13 protein-coding genes and 1 pseudogene are annotated in these 16,465 nt (G+C 33.8%); 11 read left to right on the forward strand and 3 right to left on the reverse strand.

The annotated features are described in order from the left end of the window. Window positions 1-76: 76 nt before the first annotated feature. From BKP37_RS08285 to BKP37_RS20965, 5 genes and pseudogenes are all read left to right on the forward strand, one after another. Window positions 77-316: a hypothetical protein gene (locus tag BKP37_RS08285; RefSeq protein ID WP_071309145.1), complete on the forward strand. Its 240-nt coding sequence runs from the start codon at window positions 77-79 to the stop codon at window positions 314-316. A gap of 330 nt (window positions 317-646) precedes the next feature. After that, window positions 647-952: an alkaline phosphatase gene (locus BKP37_RS19160; protein ID WP_245712478.1), complete on the forward strand. Its 306-nt coding sequence runs from the start codon at window positions 647-649 to the stop codon at window positions 950-952. Window positions 953-1,092: 140 nt separating this feature from the next. Continuing rightward, the gene (locus BKP37_RS08290) at window positions 1,093-1,356 is read left to right on the forward strand and encodes a zinc ribbon domain-containing protein (protein ID WP_211271433.1); all 264 of its coding nucleotides are present in this window, start codon (window positions 1,093-1,095) and stop codon (window positions 1,354-1,356) included. 275 nt (window positions 1,357-1,631) lie between these two features. Continuing rightward, window positions 1,632-2,834: a thioredoxin domain-containing protein gene (locus BKP37_RS08295; protein ID WP_139193091.1), complete on the forward strand. Its 1,203-nt coding sequence runs from the start codon at window positions 1,632-1,634 to the stop codon at window positions 2,832-2,834. A 212-nt stretch (window positions 2,835-3,046) separates the two neighbouring features. After that, window positions 3,047-3,362, forward strand: a pseudogene (locus BKP37_RS20965) (SDR family oxidoreductase); the annotation flags it as partial. 399 nt (window positions 3,363-3,761) lie between these two features. Here the strand turns inward: BKP37_RS20965 and BKP37_RS08305 are convergent. After that, window positions 3,762-4,256 (reverse strand): L,D-transpeptidase family protein, encoded by a 495-nt coding sequence (locus tag BKP37_RS08305; RefSeq protein ID WP_071309149.1) that lies wholly within the window; start codon window positions 4,254-4,256, stop codon window positions 3,762-3,764. A 656-nt stretch (window positions 4,257-4,912) separates the two neighbouring features. Next, window positions 4,913-5,914, reverse strand: coding sequence for a DUF3231 family protein (locus BKP37_RS08310; protein ID WP_071309150.1), 1,002 nt, complete (start codon window positions 5,912-5,914; stop codon window positions 4,913-4,915). 286 nt (window positions 5,915-6,200) lie between these two features. Between BKP37_RS08310 and BKP37_RS08315 the strand changes: the two genes are divergently transcribed. The 3 genes from BKP37_RS08315 (at window position 6,201) to BKP37_RS08325 (ending at window position 11,568) form a co-directional block, all read left to right on the forward strand. Next, complete coding sequence (locus BKP37_RS08315; RefSeq protein WP_071309151.1) at window positions 6,201-6,407, forward strand: hypothetical protein; 207 nt, start codon at window positions 6,201-6,203, stop codon at window positions 6,405-6,407. Between the two features lie 1,163 nt (window positions 6,408-7,570). Further along, the gene (locus BKP37_RS08320; RefSeq protein ID WP_071309152.1) at window positions 7,571-8,566 is read left to right on the forward strand and encodes an oxidoreductase; all 996 of its coding nucleotides are present in this window, start codon (window positions 7,571-7,573) and stop codon (window positions 8,564-8,566) included. A 218-nt stretch (window positions 8,567-8,784) separates the two neighbouring features. Then, window positions 8,785-11,568 carry a tetratricopeptide repeat protein gene (locus tag BKP37_RS08325; protein ID WP_071309153.1) on the forward strand — a complete coding sequence of 928 codons (2,784 nt, stop codon included), beginning with the start codon at window positions 8,785-8,787 and terminating at the stop codon, window positions 11,566-11,568. Window positions 11,569-11,678: 110 nt separating this feature from the next. Here BKP37_RS08325 and guaC read toward each other — a convergent pair whose 3' ends face one another. After that, entirely contained in the window at window positions 11,679-12,662 is a 984-nt protein-coding gene (gene guaC / locus BKP37_RS08330; RefSeq protein ID WP_071309154.1) for a GMP reductase, read from the reverse strand. A 424-nt stretch (window positions 12,663-13,086) separates the two neighbouring features. Here guaC and BKP37_RS08335 point away from each other — a divergent pair, with 424 nt between their 5' ends. The 3 genes from BKP37_RS08335 to BKP37_RS08345 all read left to right on the forward strand — a co-directional run bounded on the left by BKP37_RS08335 (window position 13,087) and on the right by BKP37_RS08345 (window position 16,459). Then, entirely contained in the window at window positions 13,087-14,547 is a 1,461-nt protein-coding gene (locus BKP37_RS08335; RefSeq protein WP_071309155.1) for an NADP-dependent isocitrate dehydrogenase, read from the forward strand. 492 nt (window positions 14,548-15,039) lie between these two features. Further along, window positions 15,040-15,504, forward strand: coding sequence for a hypothetical protein (locus BKP37_RS08340; RefSeq protein ID WP_071309156.1), 465 nt, complete (start codon window positions 15,040-15,042; stop codon window positions 15,502-15,504). 490 nt (window positions 15,505-15,994) lie between these two features. Continuing rightward, on the forward strand, window positions 15,995-16,459 hold the full coding sequence (locus BKP37_RS08345; RefSeq protein WP_071309157.1) for a DUF421 domain-containing protein: 465 nt from the start codon (window positions 15,995-15,997) through the stop codon (window positions 16,457-16,459). Window positions 16,460-16,465 lie beyond the last annotated feature (6 nt).

Consider the following 16,465-nt stretch of genomic DNA (forward strand, 5'->3'; position numbering starts at 1 on the left):
ACTACTACCACTGGCATAACAAACGTTAACTATGCCTTAAAACCTAAAGAATAACTATTTGTGGGAGGCGCATTAAATGAGCTGTGGATGTTCGAAATTAGAAGATGGAAAAGCTATCGTTGATCATGTGAAAAGTAAAGGAAAAGAAAACGCGGTACCTAAAGTTACACATAAAATTTCTTGCCAATGTGGAGAAATATTTACTTTAGAAAAAGTTGTTATGAATTGTCCAAATTGCAATATGACTTACGCAGTTACACCTTGTAGTTCAGATGATATTAGTAAAGTAAAGCCTGCTGGTATAAAATACGTTTAAAAGTTCTAGACATGTTCATTTTTTTCTGTATGGAAATTAATAACATAGTCGTCGTATATTAATAGTATCAAAATGCCAAAACAATCATTTAAAAGCTTAGAAAACAAAAGTTATATGATTAAAAAACTATAATTAGCCGATTGCGCCAATTCTTCTCGTGAACATCACGAATAAGAATTGCGCGTTTTTTTTACGATATACATATCATTTAGCTTATTCGTTGCTTGTAGGAATGATGAAAACAAATTCAAGAGATAATTAGGTAACAGATTCAGCGGCTGCTGGAACTGCTATGAAATTTTACGAGATGTAACCGCTACTGGTAATTTCATTGCTAATCAATTAAATGCAGATCGTACTAATGTTCGTGAAGTCCTAAGTACATACGCAAAGATTGATTTAACAACTGCAGAGGAAAAGCGTATTAAAACAGCAACTAGCAATCAAGTAGCATTTGTTATAAACACTATAATAAGTGAGCGCGCTTATGTAGGGTGGTCGACAACCGCGGACTCTGGGGTAGATGTTCCATTATATGCTTACGGACCTTCCGCTGATTTATTTAATGGTCTCCTTGATAATACTGATTTACGTAAAAGAATGGCAGAAGCAATTAAAATTGAATTTGCGCAGTAAGAAACGATTAAAGCTTAGCGATGTTCAAAAATGAGCATCGCTTTTGTTATGTAACAAAAATTACACGTGACAAATGTCTTGATATTAGTGTTAAATGTTCTATAGATGAGCTTGTAAACATATTAAAGGGGATGAGATTTTTGTCAAATGGAGCAAAAAGATTTTTAAAATTATTTGCTAAAAATATTAAAGTAGCAATGGGGCCAGGTCATTATCATGTAAACGGAATAAATATAACATGTGTACATTGTCAAAATGATAAATTCGAACATGGAAAAGCACAGTTAAACACGGCTATGTTAAGTTTTTTAAATTTAGATTTTGCAAATCGCTCAGCTAATATATTAACATGTGATCGTTGTGGTTTTGTTCATTGGTTTAATAAGGGTGTTAATAGAGTATAAAGATTTTTATATGATAAAAAAGTTTTTTCATTGTTATCATAAATAATTTGGAATGACACGAACATTTTGATGTGTCAAGAAAACTTTTTTAGATATAAATTCACATTTTTTTAAAATCTATATACTTAAGTATATTCGTTTATATGTGATAATAGTTTCATGCATGAAATGAAGTTCTATATAATTTTTAATCGACAATTTTGTTTCGGTAATATAAATAGATGAGGCTCAGATTACATATTGACTATTGGGGTCTTAGGCCTAAGCATGGGGGAGTGTTTAAGATTAATCGTTTATTAATGAAAGTCCTTTTTTTATTAGGTTTTTTCATCTTATTTAGTCAAGTAACATTGGCTGAGGAAGAGACGAACAAGATGTATTACTTAGGTAGTGATACTTGTCCTGTCTGTCAGGAGACTGCTAAATTTTTAGATAGGTTGGAGAACGAAGGAAACTTACGATTCGAAATAATTCGTATTGAAATAAGTAGAGATCGAGAAGAAGCACTCAGGATACTTGATAAATATGAAATACCTCCACAAGATAGATTAGTTCCATTGTTTGTTTTCGAAGACAAGCATATACTTGGATTTAATCAAATTGTAGAGGCTGAATTGACTGAGCGCTTGACCTATGGTAGTGAAGGCAAAAGTGGGCGTTTTTTGAATAATAATTTTTTAGAAGGTGTACCTTTAATTTTTGCAACTATATTAATAGGATCTGTTGATGGATTCAATCCTTGTTCGTTATGGGCTTTGATGTTTCTTATTAGTATGGTTATACGATTTAATTCTAGAAAAAAGATGGCCATTGTTGGTGGCGTTTATATTCTTACAATTGCAATCATTTATGGCTTATTCATGGTAGGAACTTTTTCCATAGTCGTCCGTATCATTGATTATTTTTGGTTTAGGTTTGCCTTATTTTTCTTAGCAATGATTGTAGCTATAGTAAATGTTCGAGAAGGATTTGGGAAAACGTCACTTTTATCGTTTACGATCAAAGGTGATCACAAAAAGAGTTTTGTGAAGAATGTTAGAGAAAGACTGTTCCATGTTGAATCTATGTTTGGAATTGTACTAGCTTCTATCTCAATTGGAGCTTTAGCATCGTTTATTGAATTGCCTTGTACAGCTGGGTTTCCGATCATCTGGAATGGATTAGTATCTAGTTACGGCGTTGGATTAGGAGAGTACGGGTTATATTTAATGCTTTACCTCACGATGTATATTTTAATGGAAGTATCCATCGTTGTTTTCATGGTATGGACAATGAGAAAAGCATTTATGGGACAATTTATAGGTGAAAACCTGAAATTAGTATCTGGATTGTTAATGGGGTTTTTAGCTATCGTTTTATTATTAGGTTATGAGTATATGAACAATATGTGGGTCGTGTTAGGCGGTTCATTGGGTGTTTTAGCGATTTCATGTATGATTATGCTCGGAAGAAAGATAAAAAATAACAAAAAGAAATAATTTTAACATAATAATACAGCTTTATTCCATTCTGTTGGAGTAAAGCTGTATTATATTTTTTTGAAGAGAATTATTAGTTATTCATTTGTTATAATGAGGAAAAAGTGAGAGCGGTAGTAATATGGATTTAGGGTTAACTGGAAAAGTAGCGATATAACAGGTGGAAGTAATGGAATAGGATTAGAAACTGCCCTTCAACTAGCAAATGAAGGAGCAAAGATCTTGCATCTGATAATATAAGGGTAAATACAGTCTGCATTGGGTTGATACAAAATGACCAAATTGGAAAAATGCGAAAAAGACAAGCTCCCAAAAAAGTTGGGATGAGTTTTCTACTGATCCTAAACATGGAATTCCATTAGGGCGGATTGGTCATACAAAAGAAGCTACAAAAGTAATTACCTTCCTTGCATCAGAGGCAGCTAGCTACGTAACAAGTACTTCCATAATAACGTTGATGGGGAAAAGGGTCCGCACTATAAGGGGATCCGAGGGCATCATTATTTTTTGAAAGTTATTTATAAATAGTGGGAGAAACCTTTCACCACCTACTAGTTTCGATTTCCAATCCTTAAAAATAATTGATTTTTTTATGGTATTGCTGAAATTAACACTATAAAATTTTGCATGCATCTCGGTCAGAAAACAGCTGATCCACTGCATGAATTGTTTTAGACCTTCATTAGTTGCGTCGAATTCAGAACGAACATTCGTTCGTGGGGGGTATTTTAATTAATAAATGCTAGTTTTTATCTATGAGTAATCCCAAAGACAATATCAATGGAAAAGTGAGGTTAGCGCTTTCAGAGTACACCAATGTGTCAACTCCACATGAGTTATTCGATATTTCAATTCGATACTACAGAAACCCCCAACTTAACATTTTTAGAGAAGTTAAGAGGCGGGATTATTCATATACTTCCAAAATTACGGACGTATTGAAACGAGTGTTCCTATTGGCACGATACTTGCTAATTCCTCTACATCTTTATTGTACATACGTATACATCCTCTTGATACAGCTTTACCGATTGAACTAGGATCATTGGTTCCATGAATTCCATAATGTTGTTTTGATAAGCTCATCCACATTGTCCCGAATGGCCCACCTGGGTTTGGTGCTTTATTTATGATGATATAGTTTCCTACTGGCGTCTCATGTAGTATTCTTCCGACAGCAATAGGGTACTGTTTTTGAATGACACCATTTTTTAATAACCTTAGCCATCGATTGTTAATGGACACTTCTATTTGATATGGAATTGTATAAGGTGATGGAAGACCTGGGATCACAATTGATTGTCCAGCATAAATAAGGTTTGGATTTATAGACGGATTAGCACGGATGATTGCTGAAAGCTGTGTACGATAATCTTTTGAAATTTGATATAATGTTTCACCGGGTTTAACGGTATGAATCATTCTATACCACCTCTGTACGTTAAAGTCATTTCACTACAATTACTATAGACTATGTAATCATCTATAAAACGGTTAAAGCTCACCAACAAATGAGTCATTGGTTGGTGATGGAGTATTTAATTGGACGAAGGATAGTAAGCCAACTAATAGTATGCGATTAGCAGATGTAATAATAAAGGTATAAAAATACATCCAGATTATCTGATCCCATAAACAAAATCCAGCTATAGAACAACAGGAAGTAAGATGGCATTTTATTATGATGTTTACTTGGATTTTATCAGCGTCGAGAAACCAGAATCATAGTATCTTGGTTTGGCATGTCGAGCGCGAGGAGGCAAATTTATTAAGAATGATTTCCTACGAGCAGATATGAAGCTGGTGCTCTTGCGTCAAATGAAGCTTATACAGATTCTGACCCATAATTTCTAGACTCTATGAACGAAATGTCAATTTATGTAAAGTGAAGAACCGATGAATTATTCTACCATAATTTTTTATTTTCGCTACTCTGAGGCTAAATGTTATTGGATGAAGAGCGTTTCCACCAACATTTTACCTTATGTAGGTCCATTTGAGTAATATTAAATTCACTCAAATAAATAGGAGCGATTTATTAAAATCGCTCCAAAATAAAAACGTTTTTTCTTCTATGATCATTTCGTTAGCTTTATGCGATCTTCGATTTGTGGTGGTTCTTCCATCCAGCCATTTTTGATCATTATTTTTCCACCTTCATGTGCAAAAGTAAAAATATCCTTTGCGAGTAAAGTCATTTTTGCCGGTAAGTCATTTCGCAAACTAAATGCTCCACCTATGGCGTTACTTCCAAGCCCAAATGTAGTTAACAGACCAGTGTTATACATCATTAATTTATCAGAAAAAGGCGCAGTTTTTGATGTAGTTGCCTTTCCTGCATGACTAGCTGGGGGCTCAATAAAGTTTTGACGGTAAAACTCCCCTAGTTCAATTTCAATTTTTTCCGATAGCTTCATTCCTTTTGTAAGATATTTTTTCACTTCATCATTAGTAGCAACTTGAGCGAAGCCAATCATTAACTGCATTCCTACTAGGTTTGTTTCTATAGCATGGTGAATAAGGGAAACTTCAACTGTATTTAGTGATCTCTTTTCACTAAACCAATCAAATCCACTTAAATAATTATTACTATGTACAAAAGTAACTTCTTTTGGCATTGATACATAAGCAGGTCTTACTAACACCCCTTTTTCTAAAAGGAATTGAGTTGCTTGACCGTTTATCATTTGAGCTTCTGCGGTTAATCCTGTAAAAAAATCGTGAATATCCTTACGGTAGGAACCACCGGTAAAAAGAGCATAAAGGCTCATCTCTATTTTCGTCATCATATGCAAATACATGATATCGTACATGTAATCGAATAACTTAGGTACACCTTTATTTACATCGCTTTCTGTAAAACCAATTGGAATTACTGCACCTTCTTGCTGGAAAATAGCCGTAATTGTCTCTATATTTTTTTGAGATCCCTCATAATGGGATTGTAACAACTGTTTTTCTTCAGCATTCGCGTGTTCAATAAAATGTTCTAACATTCTAAGCATCATTGTTTTTTCTTGATATGCCATCCACAGATTTGCCAATTCTGAAGAAGTTATAGGTGCTTGCCCCGAGTTCATTTAAGTAATTCCTCCTAGTCTTTTTTCATAATATAACCAGGTGAAAAAGAATTATGCCAGTATATGAGGTTTTTTGAGAGGAGAAGCTAAAGTAAATTTAGTTCGTCTTTTTTATGATGTTTTTCATAGTTGTGATTTTTGTCACATCTTTAATAGTGCTGATTATCTTACAATCTTATACAGTTAGACAAATGCACTCTTTATTTTAGTATAGTTCAACCTTATTTTTAATACTAATTTGCAGGAAAATTTGCTTGACTTATCTGATTAAAAAGGAGGAATTTAATTGAGAAAGTTTCTGATTAATATAGATCACAAACCTTTTGAAGAATTTGAAACAGTCGAAGAAGCGAATCAATATTACGACTCTTTAGTAGAAAGGCATGAAAATGTATATGATAATTTTTGTATCCTTGACTCAATGGAGCTTGTCGAAATAGCTACATTTAATCAGGGCGAAGAGGTGAAGCTACGTCTATCAACTGTATATTAATGAATGAATAATACTATAATTGATTATAGATAAATATCAGCTAGGAAAATTCTCCTGTTTTTTTGTTACCTTCAGGTCGAGGTAATGAATTTCAGCAACTTTGAACGAACAAAAATAGTTGTTGAAAAACTATACAGATATATAAGTGAAGGTCATAATTACCCAAAACGCACTGCATAAACTATAGCGAGTTATGAACGTTTTTTTTACATAATCAGAATTTATTAATTCTAACTTGAAATCTGTCTAACGCAATCAGCCTACGAGCTCGGTCACTTCAGTCAAGCAACGGACTTCAATTACTGCTTGAGATCCTTCGTAGATTAGCTTCATGCAGCTTTGCTCCTGCGATTACTCGTCGCACGAAAAACAATTGCTCTCGAGCAAACGGAGTGGCACAGGAGCAGCTGCTTGTGACCATGGCGCGCTTTGCGCTTTTCTTGCTGTTGGTCAGAACAATGAATTATTACATGCTCTAATAATTTCTAATAGTAATACCACCCCAAAGTAACAAATTAACTAATCGTTTTTTAAATCTCGTGCTTATTAATGATATTTTATACCTCTAATAATCCCTCCCTATAACATAAGTTTCCAAACACTACTATTCTATAAACAATAATTAATCAAATTGTTTTGCACTTAAGGGTCATGGCCCCCGCTTCTAAGCGTAGCATAGGTGGGAATTTCCATTCAGGTGGAATTGAGACTCCAACAGAATTTCCGATGTTCTAGCGAAGCTAAAACGAGTTCTCTTTCGTACTGACTAATCTGTAATTTTTTTTAAAAATTAGGAACTAAGACAACATTACTAAACACTAGAAGAAAAGAGTTGGTTAATGTACTTATAGAAAAGTACTAAAATTGAAGAAAAGCAAACTGTCACTGTTATAAGTGAAAGTATTTGTGATTAAATGTTTTACTTACAAAGAACAAGTTCTCAAATAGATAAATTTTAATGAAACAAGGGAATAGAAATATGAAATTACCTTAAATAACAGTAAAAAAGTAATAGTTAACAAAACATTCGGAATTTCCTATAGGAATTATGGTGAATTAAATTGTAATGTATGAATGCATACTATAGACTTGTATAAAATAGTCATCTTGAAATGATTTTTCCAGAATTATTAAGTATTAAAAAAGAATGGAGAAAAAATAGTATGAACAAATCAGATATTTTATTAGAAAGTAAGACAATTAAAGATTTCGTTTTCAATAATCGCTATGTTTGTGCCCCTTTTGATATTGCGAAAGCAACAAACTCTGGGTTAGTCACTGATGAACTTTTGTTTATTTACGAACAACGGAAAGGTCCTTCATTGATCGTTGTTGAGCAAGCAGCGATTGCACTAGATGGTCAATATCGTGAAAATTTACTTTTTGTCGATCGAGATGAATGTATTGAAGGATTATCAAAACTTTCAACTACTATACACAACAACAATCAGGTTGCTGTTTTACAGATAAACCATGCAGGGAGTGCTGCAGACACTAACTTAACAGGAATGGAAGCAGTGGCACCTTCAGCTATCGTAAATCCCACCTTCAATCGATCGTTACCAAAGCATTTATCGATCTCTGAAATTACCAAAATAAAAGATACTTTTATTCAAGCGGCAATCCGTGCAAAGAAGGCTGGTTTTGATGGAGTAGAAATACATAGTTGTCACGGTTTTTTGTTAACACAATTTCTATCACCACTTACTAATCAAAGAACAGATCAATACGGAGGTAGTTTAGAAAATAGAAGTAGGTTACTTATGGAAGTAACTATAGAGATAAGGAAAGCTGTTGGTGAAGACTTTCTCCTTTTAGTACGTTTAGGGGTGGATGATCTTTTACCAGGCGGAACTACACTTGAGGATTCGTGTTTTGTAGCAAAAAAATTAGAGGAAGAGGGTATAGACATTCTTGATGTTTCGACTGGACTTATGCCCCCTTTAGGTTTGCAGGGACCTGCGATGTTAAGAGGTATGCTCAAAACTGTGAAGGAGCATGTTTCTGTTCCAGTTATTGGTGCAGGTGAATTAGAAAATATTCACATTGCAACGGATATGGTAGCAAGTGGAGAAGTAGATTTTATTGGTTTAGCTAGGACGATCATGAATCAACCTAATTATGTAGAAGGTTTAATAAAGAAAATTTCGGGGGTCTGACCCCCGGTGAGGTAAAGCTTTAACGCGCTAAATCTTTTAATTTGATTAGCTGTTTTTATCCTACCTTTGAATTATTGTAAATTAATTGGTTATTTGAAATAATAGGTAGTAAAATGATTTTAGTTAACCGGCTAATAGAGCAGGTACAAAACTGAGTATTTTTTGAGAAAAGTAGTAGACTTACAAGGAATAACAAATACATACTTGGAGGAAAAGTCATGACTGTAGAAAAACAGCTGATCGAAAAAAAGTATTATGAAACGATAATGCCAGATCAAGAGAATGATAATCTGGTACAATTTCTTGGTAATTTATATATGAGTGAACAAAATAATAAAGATTCGGATCTTTCGTATATTCGTTTTTCACAAGGGGAAGTGTACTTTCAAAACAAAGATTATGAAACTGCTATTTTCAAGTGGGAGAAGGTACATAATCACTTAGAGTATTGGGCAAGAAAAAATATGGCTGATGCCTATTATGAGCTTAGTCAATTTCCGAAAGCTATTGACTTATATAAATCCGTAACTAGTGAAAGTTTAGCTTTAAATTCTGAAGTGGCATTAAAATTATTTTCCATTTACAACGAAATGGAGGAACTAGATTTAGCAGCCGACATCATTAAAAAATCAGTTTCCTTAAATCCAGATTATCCAACATTGACCGAAGTTGCTCGTTCTTTTTTTGAAGAGTATCGTGATTGGAGTAGCGCTATTGAGCTTGTAGTTAATGAAGCAATCCGAACGGAACACATACAGTGGTTTGAAGTATTAAATAATTATGTAGAAGAAGGGTTAACCAAACCGACTCCGCCCGATTATTATTCTGAACTTTTAGAAGTGTTATATAGCGTGGATCAAAGATGCTTCGAAAAGCTTGTTGTTTCACTTTGGAATAGCTATAAAGATGAAGAGGTGTATTTTTCGTGGCTAAGTGAAATCAATCGTTTAATCTTACGTATTGAAATAGATCCATCTAAGACCTGGCACGATTTAGCTGCTAACTATTATGAAACTTATTTCAACTTAATTAGTGGACAATATTTACTAAAAGAAATAAGAGATATCGTTCCAGATCTACTTACTAATTGGTTACATGTTGCAGATGATACTTATTCCATATTTGCAGCAACATCCGTTCTTGCTTGGAATGAAAGTTTCAAAACATCAGTGAGTTCTACCATTGTAGAAAAAGCTGAATATATTCTAAAGAATTCTAACAAAGATACAGTAAACATCGATCGAAGCATAGAATTATTTGATGAAATTACAAATTGGACGAAGAGTCTTAAGTTAGATATTGACCAACGTCTAAAATACTCCGTAAATAAAGTGAAAGATTTACAAACTAACTATCTTCTAATTACCGGAATGCATGAGAATGGGAAGACGACTGTTATCAAATCTTTACTAAGCAATAATAGTGGATCTAGTCCAGCTGGCACAGTTGTTTGTTATAGTAATGATAAAGAATTTCAATTGTATGAAATTTCTTCTCATTCAATTCACCCGGTTGAAAGTTTCAATGAACTTTTTGAAATGAAACAAGAAGAGAAAGAAGAAGAGGAAGGGAATACACTCCAAACATCGCTAATTCACGTTAAAATACCAAACCGTTTTTTAGAAGAAAATCAGTTAACTTTAATTAATATACCTGATTTTAATTACAATGCGAATGAAGCGATGAAACATAATAAAAAAGAAGAGTTAACTTTTGCCCAGTTCGCTGACGGTTTGTTATATGTCTTAACTCCAACGACCCTCTTTTCAGAAAGAGATCGTGAACTTTTACTAAAACTTCAAGAACAACTACCAAACGTGCCAATCCATTTCTTACTGAAAACGGATGCTATTTATCATCAAGAAGAAGTAACTCAATTGGTAGAAGAAACACGTACCATAATTTCGGATAGTTTTCCCAAGGCTAAAATCTTCCCGTATTCAACGCATAATAAAAGCAGCAAACAAACGGAAGACTTGTCTGGCTTCATACAAGAAGTATTTAATTATCAGTCGAGAACCGATGTTCGTAACAGGAAGTTATTATTTTACATTCGAGAAACCCTTACCTATCTTTTAAAAAGACGAGTGGAAACGGAAACTCAAATAACTGAGGAAATACGTTGGAAAGAAGATGTCGTTTCTAAGGTAAATGCAGCTGTTCACCAGTTAAGTGATTTGGAGAGGGAAAAAATGGACATCATGCAACGTTCTTATCGGGAAATAAAAGACGACATTAAGATGGATTTAAAGATGGCGATCCCTAAATTATTAAAAGAATGCTCTAGTTTAATAAAAGAGGATAGCAACTTTGGAAACATTCATATTGAACTAAACGAAAAGATGAACGAAAGAATTCATAATTATATCGAACATAGTGTATTACCAAAATTTTCAAAGGGTATTAATGTCTGGATTGAAAAATCCACTGAGGAGTTTTCTCTTAGTCAAGACTATTTAGAGGAAATGAGTGAAGGCTTTAATATGATGTATGGACAGCTACGCTTTAATCTCAAATGTGACTTTAAAGTAGTTGACGATTGGAGCCGTGATGCCCTCAGAATATCAAATGGGGTACAATTAGAAACGATAAATATTCTAAATCGATCAACTCCTTCACAATTGGTTATGAAAGGTGCTGGAAAAGTATTTGGAACTCTTCTCCCAAACAAGACAATGTTATGTAACATGTACAAAAACCTTATCGAAAAAGAAGATTATGAAAAGGTAGCAACAGCGAGTACCAATCAATTTATGTTACAATTTGAATTGTTTGAAAAAGGTTTAGAACGTGATATTACGATGTTCTTTAAAGCACCATTTATCGATTTACAAGAAGTGATCATAAACGAACAACTTGATATTCAACATAAGAAAGAAAGATTGCAACAGTTAAAATCGAATCCCGAAAGCTACATTGATCCAATTTCACTTTTCAAAGTAAAATTACTACAAATTGAAATGATGCAAAAAGAAACAAATAAGAGTTTGTTCTTTGCATAAAAGATAAAATCTGAATTTAATTCATGTGGAAAAAGGGGTTGTCAATCTAAAGTGTACCCTTTGTAAAGGACATTTCAAACTGGCAACTCCTTTATTTTTAGTATCAGAATTTAGTAAACTTTATCTCCGTTAAAGATAGAATTTTTAACAATGACATAATCTACATGTCGGATTGCCTCTAACTTGTTTCCACCTGCATAAGATATAGAGGATTGAAGATCCTGTTCCATCTCAATTAAGGTATCTTGTAGAGAGCCTTTATGTTCGACATACATTCTTTTTCCTTCAACATTTTTTCTTTCACCTTTTTGAAATTCTGAAGCTGAACCAAAATATTCTTTGCAAAGAATTCCATCTTTCTCAATGGTTTGTCCAGGTGATTCTTCGTGACCGGCAAATAATGAACCAATCATGACCATTGATGCTCCAAATCTAATCGATTTTGCTATGTCCCCATGTGTACGAATACCACCATCCGCTATAATCGGCTTTCTTGCTGCCTTTGCACACCAACGTAGTGCAGCTAATTGCCAACCGCCAGTACCGAATCCGGTTTTAATCTTTGTAATACATACCTTGCCTGGTCCAATTCCGACTTTTGTGGCATCAGCTCCAGCATGTTCTAATTCTCTTACTGCTTCAGGTGTTCCAACATTTCCAGCAATAATAAAACAATTAGGTAGATGGTTTTTAATATGTTGGATCATCTCAATTACAGCATTAGAATGTCCATGCGCAATATCAATCGTAATGTAATCTGGTGAAAGTTGTTCTTCTGCCAATTGCTTAATGAATTGATACTCAACATCTTTTACACCAACACTAATTGACGCAATTAACCTTCGAATTTTCATGTCCTTTATAAAAGATATTCGCTTCTCAGGTTCAAAGCGGTGCATAATATAAAAGTAACCATTTTCAGCTAAGTAAATGGCTATTTTTTCATCGATAATTGTTTGCATATTTGCCGGCACAACTGGTAACTTAAATGTATGACCACCAAGGTTTACGGTTGTATCACACTCAGAGCGACTTCTTACCACACTTTTTGCAGGGATCAACTGGATATCTTCATAATCAAACACGTTGTCCATAATCTACACCCCTAAATAAGAATATTAACCTACTTTAATATTAAGTTAATGGATAGTATAAGGTTCAAAGGTAGGTTAGCCTGTTAGAATAAGTCTTATGCATACCTAAATGTATTGATAAATTGAAAAGCAAAGTAAATAGTCACAAATATTATTTAAAGGTTTGGATAGCGTTGTTTATGTAGAAACCGTCGTTTTCTTGATAGATAATCTTACAAACAAAGTGTGGGGATTGTCGAAAAAAGATTATAATATATGTATCTGACTTTAAAAGATTGAAACTACAAACTCAAAACTTATACTTTGATAAGTGAATTTTGGTACGGTATAACATTGATTAAAGATTAGATATTGTAATTTATTCAATCATTAGAACCAATGATTGAATAGGTTACAACTTAGTTTTAAATAGGGGGTATCTAAAATGATTAAAAAGCGTCATATTACAGTTGCAAAAGGTGATGGAATAGGACCTGAAATAATGGATGCAACACTGAAAATATTAGAGTTTTCTGGGGCTGAAATTGAACCTGAGTTTATCGATATCGGGGAAAAAGTATATTTATCTGGTGAAACATCCGGTATCAGTGAAGAAGCATGGGAATCTCTTCGCCGCACAAAAGTTTTCCTAAAAGCACCAATTACTACGCCGCAGGGTGGTGGGTTTAAAAGTTTAAACGTTACAATTCGTAAAACGCTAGGTCTTTATGCAAATATTCGACCAAATATTTCATATGATCCGTTTGTAAAGACGAAGCATCCTAATGTAGACCTTGTCATTGTTAGGGAAAATGAAGAAGACTTGTACGCAGGAATTGAACATCAGCAAACACCTGAAGTAGTACAATGTTTGAAGTTAATCACTCGTCCTGGAAGTGAGAAAATTATTCGATATGCGTTTGAATATGCGGTAAAGAATAATCGTAAAAAAGTAACTTGTTTCTCAAAAGACAATATCATGAAATTAACGGATGGTCTTTTCCATAAAGTCTTTAATGAAATTTCAAAAGAATATCCTCAAGTTGAAACTGAGCACTGGATCATTGATATTGGAATCGCAAAAATCGCGGATACTCCACAGGACTTTGATGTAATTGTAATGCCAAATCTCTATGGGGATATTGCTTCTGATGTGGCTGCGCAAATTACAGGAAGTGTAGGTTTAGCAGGCTCCGCTAATATTGGTGATCATGTAGCTATGTTTGAAGCTATTCACGGAAGTGCCCCTGACATTGCAGGAAAAGGGATTGCGAACCCATCTGGATTAATTCATGGAGCTATTATGATGCTAGTACACATTGGACAACCAGAGGTAGCGACGAAAATTCATAATGCATGGTTAAAAACGCTAGAAGATGGAATTTTCACCGGAGATATTGCTAAGGGCGGTGCTTCAGTAGGTACCATGGAGTTTGCTGAAGCAATCATTCAACGCCTCGGTCAGCAACCTTCTACATTTGCTCCTGTTATATATAAAGAAATTAAGGAAGGCGAAGAGGTTAAGTTAGAGTTTGCTCCTCAAGCAAAAGATCGAGTAAAAACTGATGTTGTTCAAGAATTAGATGGCGTCGATGTTTTTGTTTTGAACAACACATTAACATCTAATGAATTAGGAGAAGCACTTAAAAAAGTCGCAGGGCCAGAATTTGAGTTAGTTGTCATCACAAATCGTGGTGTAAAAGTATATCCAAACGGATTTCCAGAAACATTTACAACTGACCATTGGAGATGTCGTTTCCAATTAACATCAAATGCCACAAAAAACAATAAAGATATTATAAACTTATTACAACGCGTTGACGAAGCGGGGATCAACTGTATAAAAACAGAAAATCTCTATAAGTTTAATGGTGAACGTGGTTATTCATTAGGGCAAGGTCAATAAATAATTATCACAACTAGAAAGACCTATTCGCAAATGCGAGTAGGTCTTTGTGATACTAAATTTATCTATCATTTATGGCAGGAGACTAACTTCTTCAAATGATCGAGAACTCGTTCTAGCTTCGCGAGAGCATTGGATATTCAGATGGATCCTCAACTCCACCTGAATGGAAGTTCCCACCTACGCTTAGAGGTGGGGGGCTATGACCCATAAATACAAATCAGTTTGATTAAGTGATGGGAGTATCCATACAACACCATTAAAGTAAGTACTATCTCCTTTTTCCATTAGTGAAATCAACAATAATATTTTTACTGAAATAAGTAAACTTTTCTTTAATACATAAAAAGACGAGTAACTTTTTTTCGTTTCTCCCGTCTATAATTAAAATGGGAATTTAATTTCAATTACTTATGTAGAATGTATGGAAAGACTTATTATTTTTCTGTTTTATTTAAATTTTATCATGTAAACTGAAAGCGAGGTGAAAAAATGGTTTCTCTTTTATTTCCTATCGTTTTTTTGTGTGTGGTGTTATTTATTATTTTTGTTATTTTTGCAGGTAAGCACGGCGAGTCTGACCAAGAGAGGGTGAATGAATTGATAAAAAATCTTTATGTTTATTTAGTTTGTTTTGCAACGTTGATGATGTCCATTGGTGGTGGAGTTGGTTTGTTTATGGCGGCTTCTGATATTATTGTTCCTAACGATTATTATATGAGTTATGAAGAATATAAAATGAACCAAAATTATAAGTTCACACCAGATAATGAAAGAGTTGTAGAAGAGTATAATGAAGAAGAAATGAGAGCTATGTACAATAATTACAGAGAGGCAGAAATCGAACGTTCAAAAAATCGAGCAAAGAATAGTTTGATTAAGTCTTTTGGTTGGATCATCATTCCACTTCCGATCTTTATTCTTTTTTCAAGGAGACTGCGTAAGCAACAAGCCTAATTTAGTTTAAGAACTAAAAAAAGACTTCCTGAATGGAAAAAGGTATAATTCCCAAAAAACGAGGGAATTATACCTTTTTTGTACTATCAATTATCATAAAGTATAAAATTTTATGGATGGCTTAAAAAGCTATGCTAAGACTTTAGTCATTAAGATTCAATGATAATTTATAACTTATCAGATGTTGAAAAATTATTTAGCCCTCAAATACGATATGTCAGAGAACTCGTTCTAGCTTCGCTTGAACATCGGAAATTCAAATGGAGTCTCTCAACTCCACCTGAATGGAAGTTCCCACCTACGCTTAGAGGTGGGGGGCTATGACCCTAAAGTACAAATCAGTTTGATTAAACTATTTAAATATGTCAACTGAAGTAAAGGACTTTAATACTTCCAGTTACTAACACTACAATATTTACCTAAGAACATTTTTTTATATCTTGATTGGATATACTTAAAATGTAAAGTCAAGAAAAACGAGGTGGATTTAATGGAATATTTACTTTCATTTACAAAAGCTCTAGGGATGTTTGTTGTTGGTTTGACAGCTTTTCGTATTATGGGAAGCCAAGCTGTAGGTAGATTAACTGACTTTGACCTCGTTGTTGCTATTGCTATAGGGGCATTAATAGCAAAACCCTTATCTGATCCAGAATTAAATCCTTTAATCTCAGTAGTTGCTATTTCAGCATTAGTCATAGCTCAAATTGTATTGAGTTTTTTATCGATAAAAAGTAGGTTGTTTGAAATAATCGTTCAAGGGAGTCCGATAAAACTAATTGAAAATGGGACGATTGTTATGAGTGGGTTACGTAAAGCTAGGATAAGTAAGAATGAATTAATGGAAGAATTACGAATAGCTGGTTATTCATCAGTATCAGAAGTTAAAAAGGTATATTTAGAGCCGAGCGGAAAGTTTAGTGTTTTGGAAAAAGATGTTGTGAAAAAACTGTAATTGAAA

It is taken from the genome of Anaerobacillus alkalilacustris (genome assembly GCF_001866005.1).
Lineage (GTDB): Bacteria > Bacillota > Bacilli > Bacillales > Anaerobacillaceae > Anaerobacillus > Anaerobacillus alkalilacustris.

What these genes read in the sequence shown, in the direction of transcription:
- BKP37_RS08285 (WP_071309145.1), top strand. Translation starts at nt 77, where the DNA reads ATGAGCTGTGGATGTTCGAAATTAGAAGATGGAAAAGCTATCGTTGAT.
- BKP37_RS08305 (WP_071309149.1), bottom strand. Translation starts at nt 4,256, where the DNA reads ATGATTCATACCGTTAAACCCGGTGAAACATTATATCAAATTTCAAAA.
- BKP37_RS08310 (WP_071309150.1), bottom strand. Translation starts at nt 5,914, where the DNA reads ATGAACTCGGGGCAAGCACCTATAACTTCTTCAGAATTGGCAAATCTG.
- BKP37_RS08320 (WP_071309152.1), top strand. Translation starts at nt 7,571, where the DNA reads ATGAACAAATCAGATATTTTATTAGAAAGTAAGACAATTAAAGATTTC.
- BKP37_RS08325 (WP_071309153.1), top strand. Translation starts at nt 8,785, where the DNA reads ATGACTGTAGAAAAACAGCTGATCGAAAAAAAGTATTATGAAACGATA.
- guaC (WP_071309154.1), bottom strand. Translation starts at nt 12,662, where the DNA reads ATGGACAACGTGTTTGATTATGAAGATATCCAGTTGATCCCTGCAAAA.
- BKP37_RS08335 (WP_071309155.1), top strand. Translation starts at nt 13,087, where the DNA reads ATGATTAAAAAGCGTCATATTACAGTTGCAAAAGGTGATGGAATAGGA.
- BKP37_RS08340 (WP_071309156.1), top strand. Translation starts at nt 15,040, where the DNA reads ATGGTTTCTCTTTTATTTCCTATCGTTTTTTTGTGTGTGGTGTTATTT.
- BKP37_RS08345 (WP_071309157.1), top strand. Translation starts at nt 15,995, where the DNA reads ATGGAATATTTACTTTCATTTACAAAAGCTCTAGGGATGTTTGTTGTT.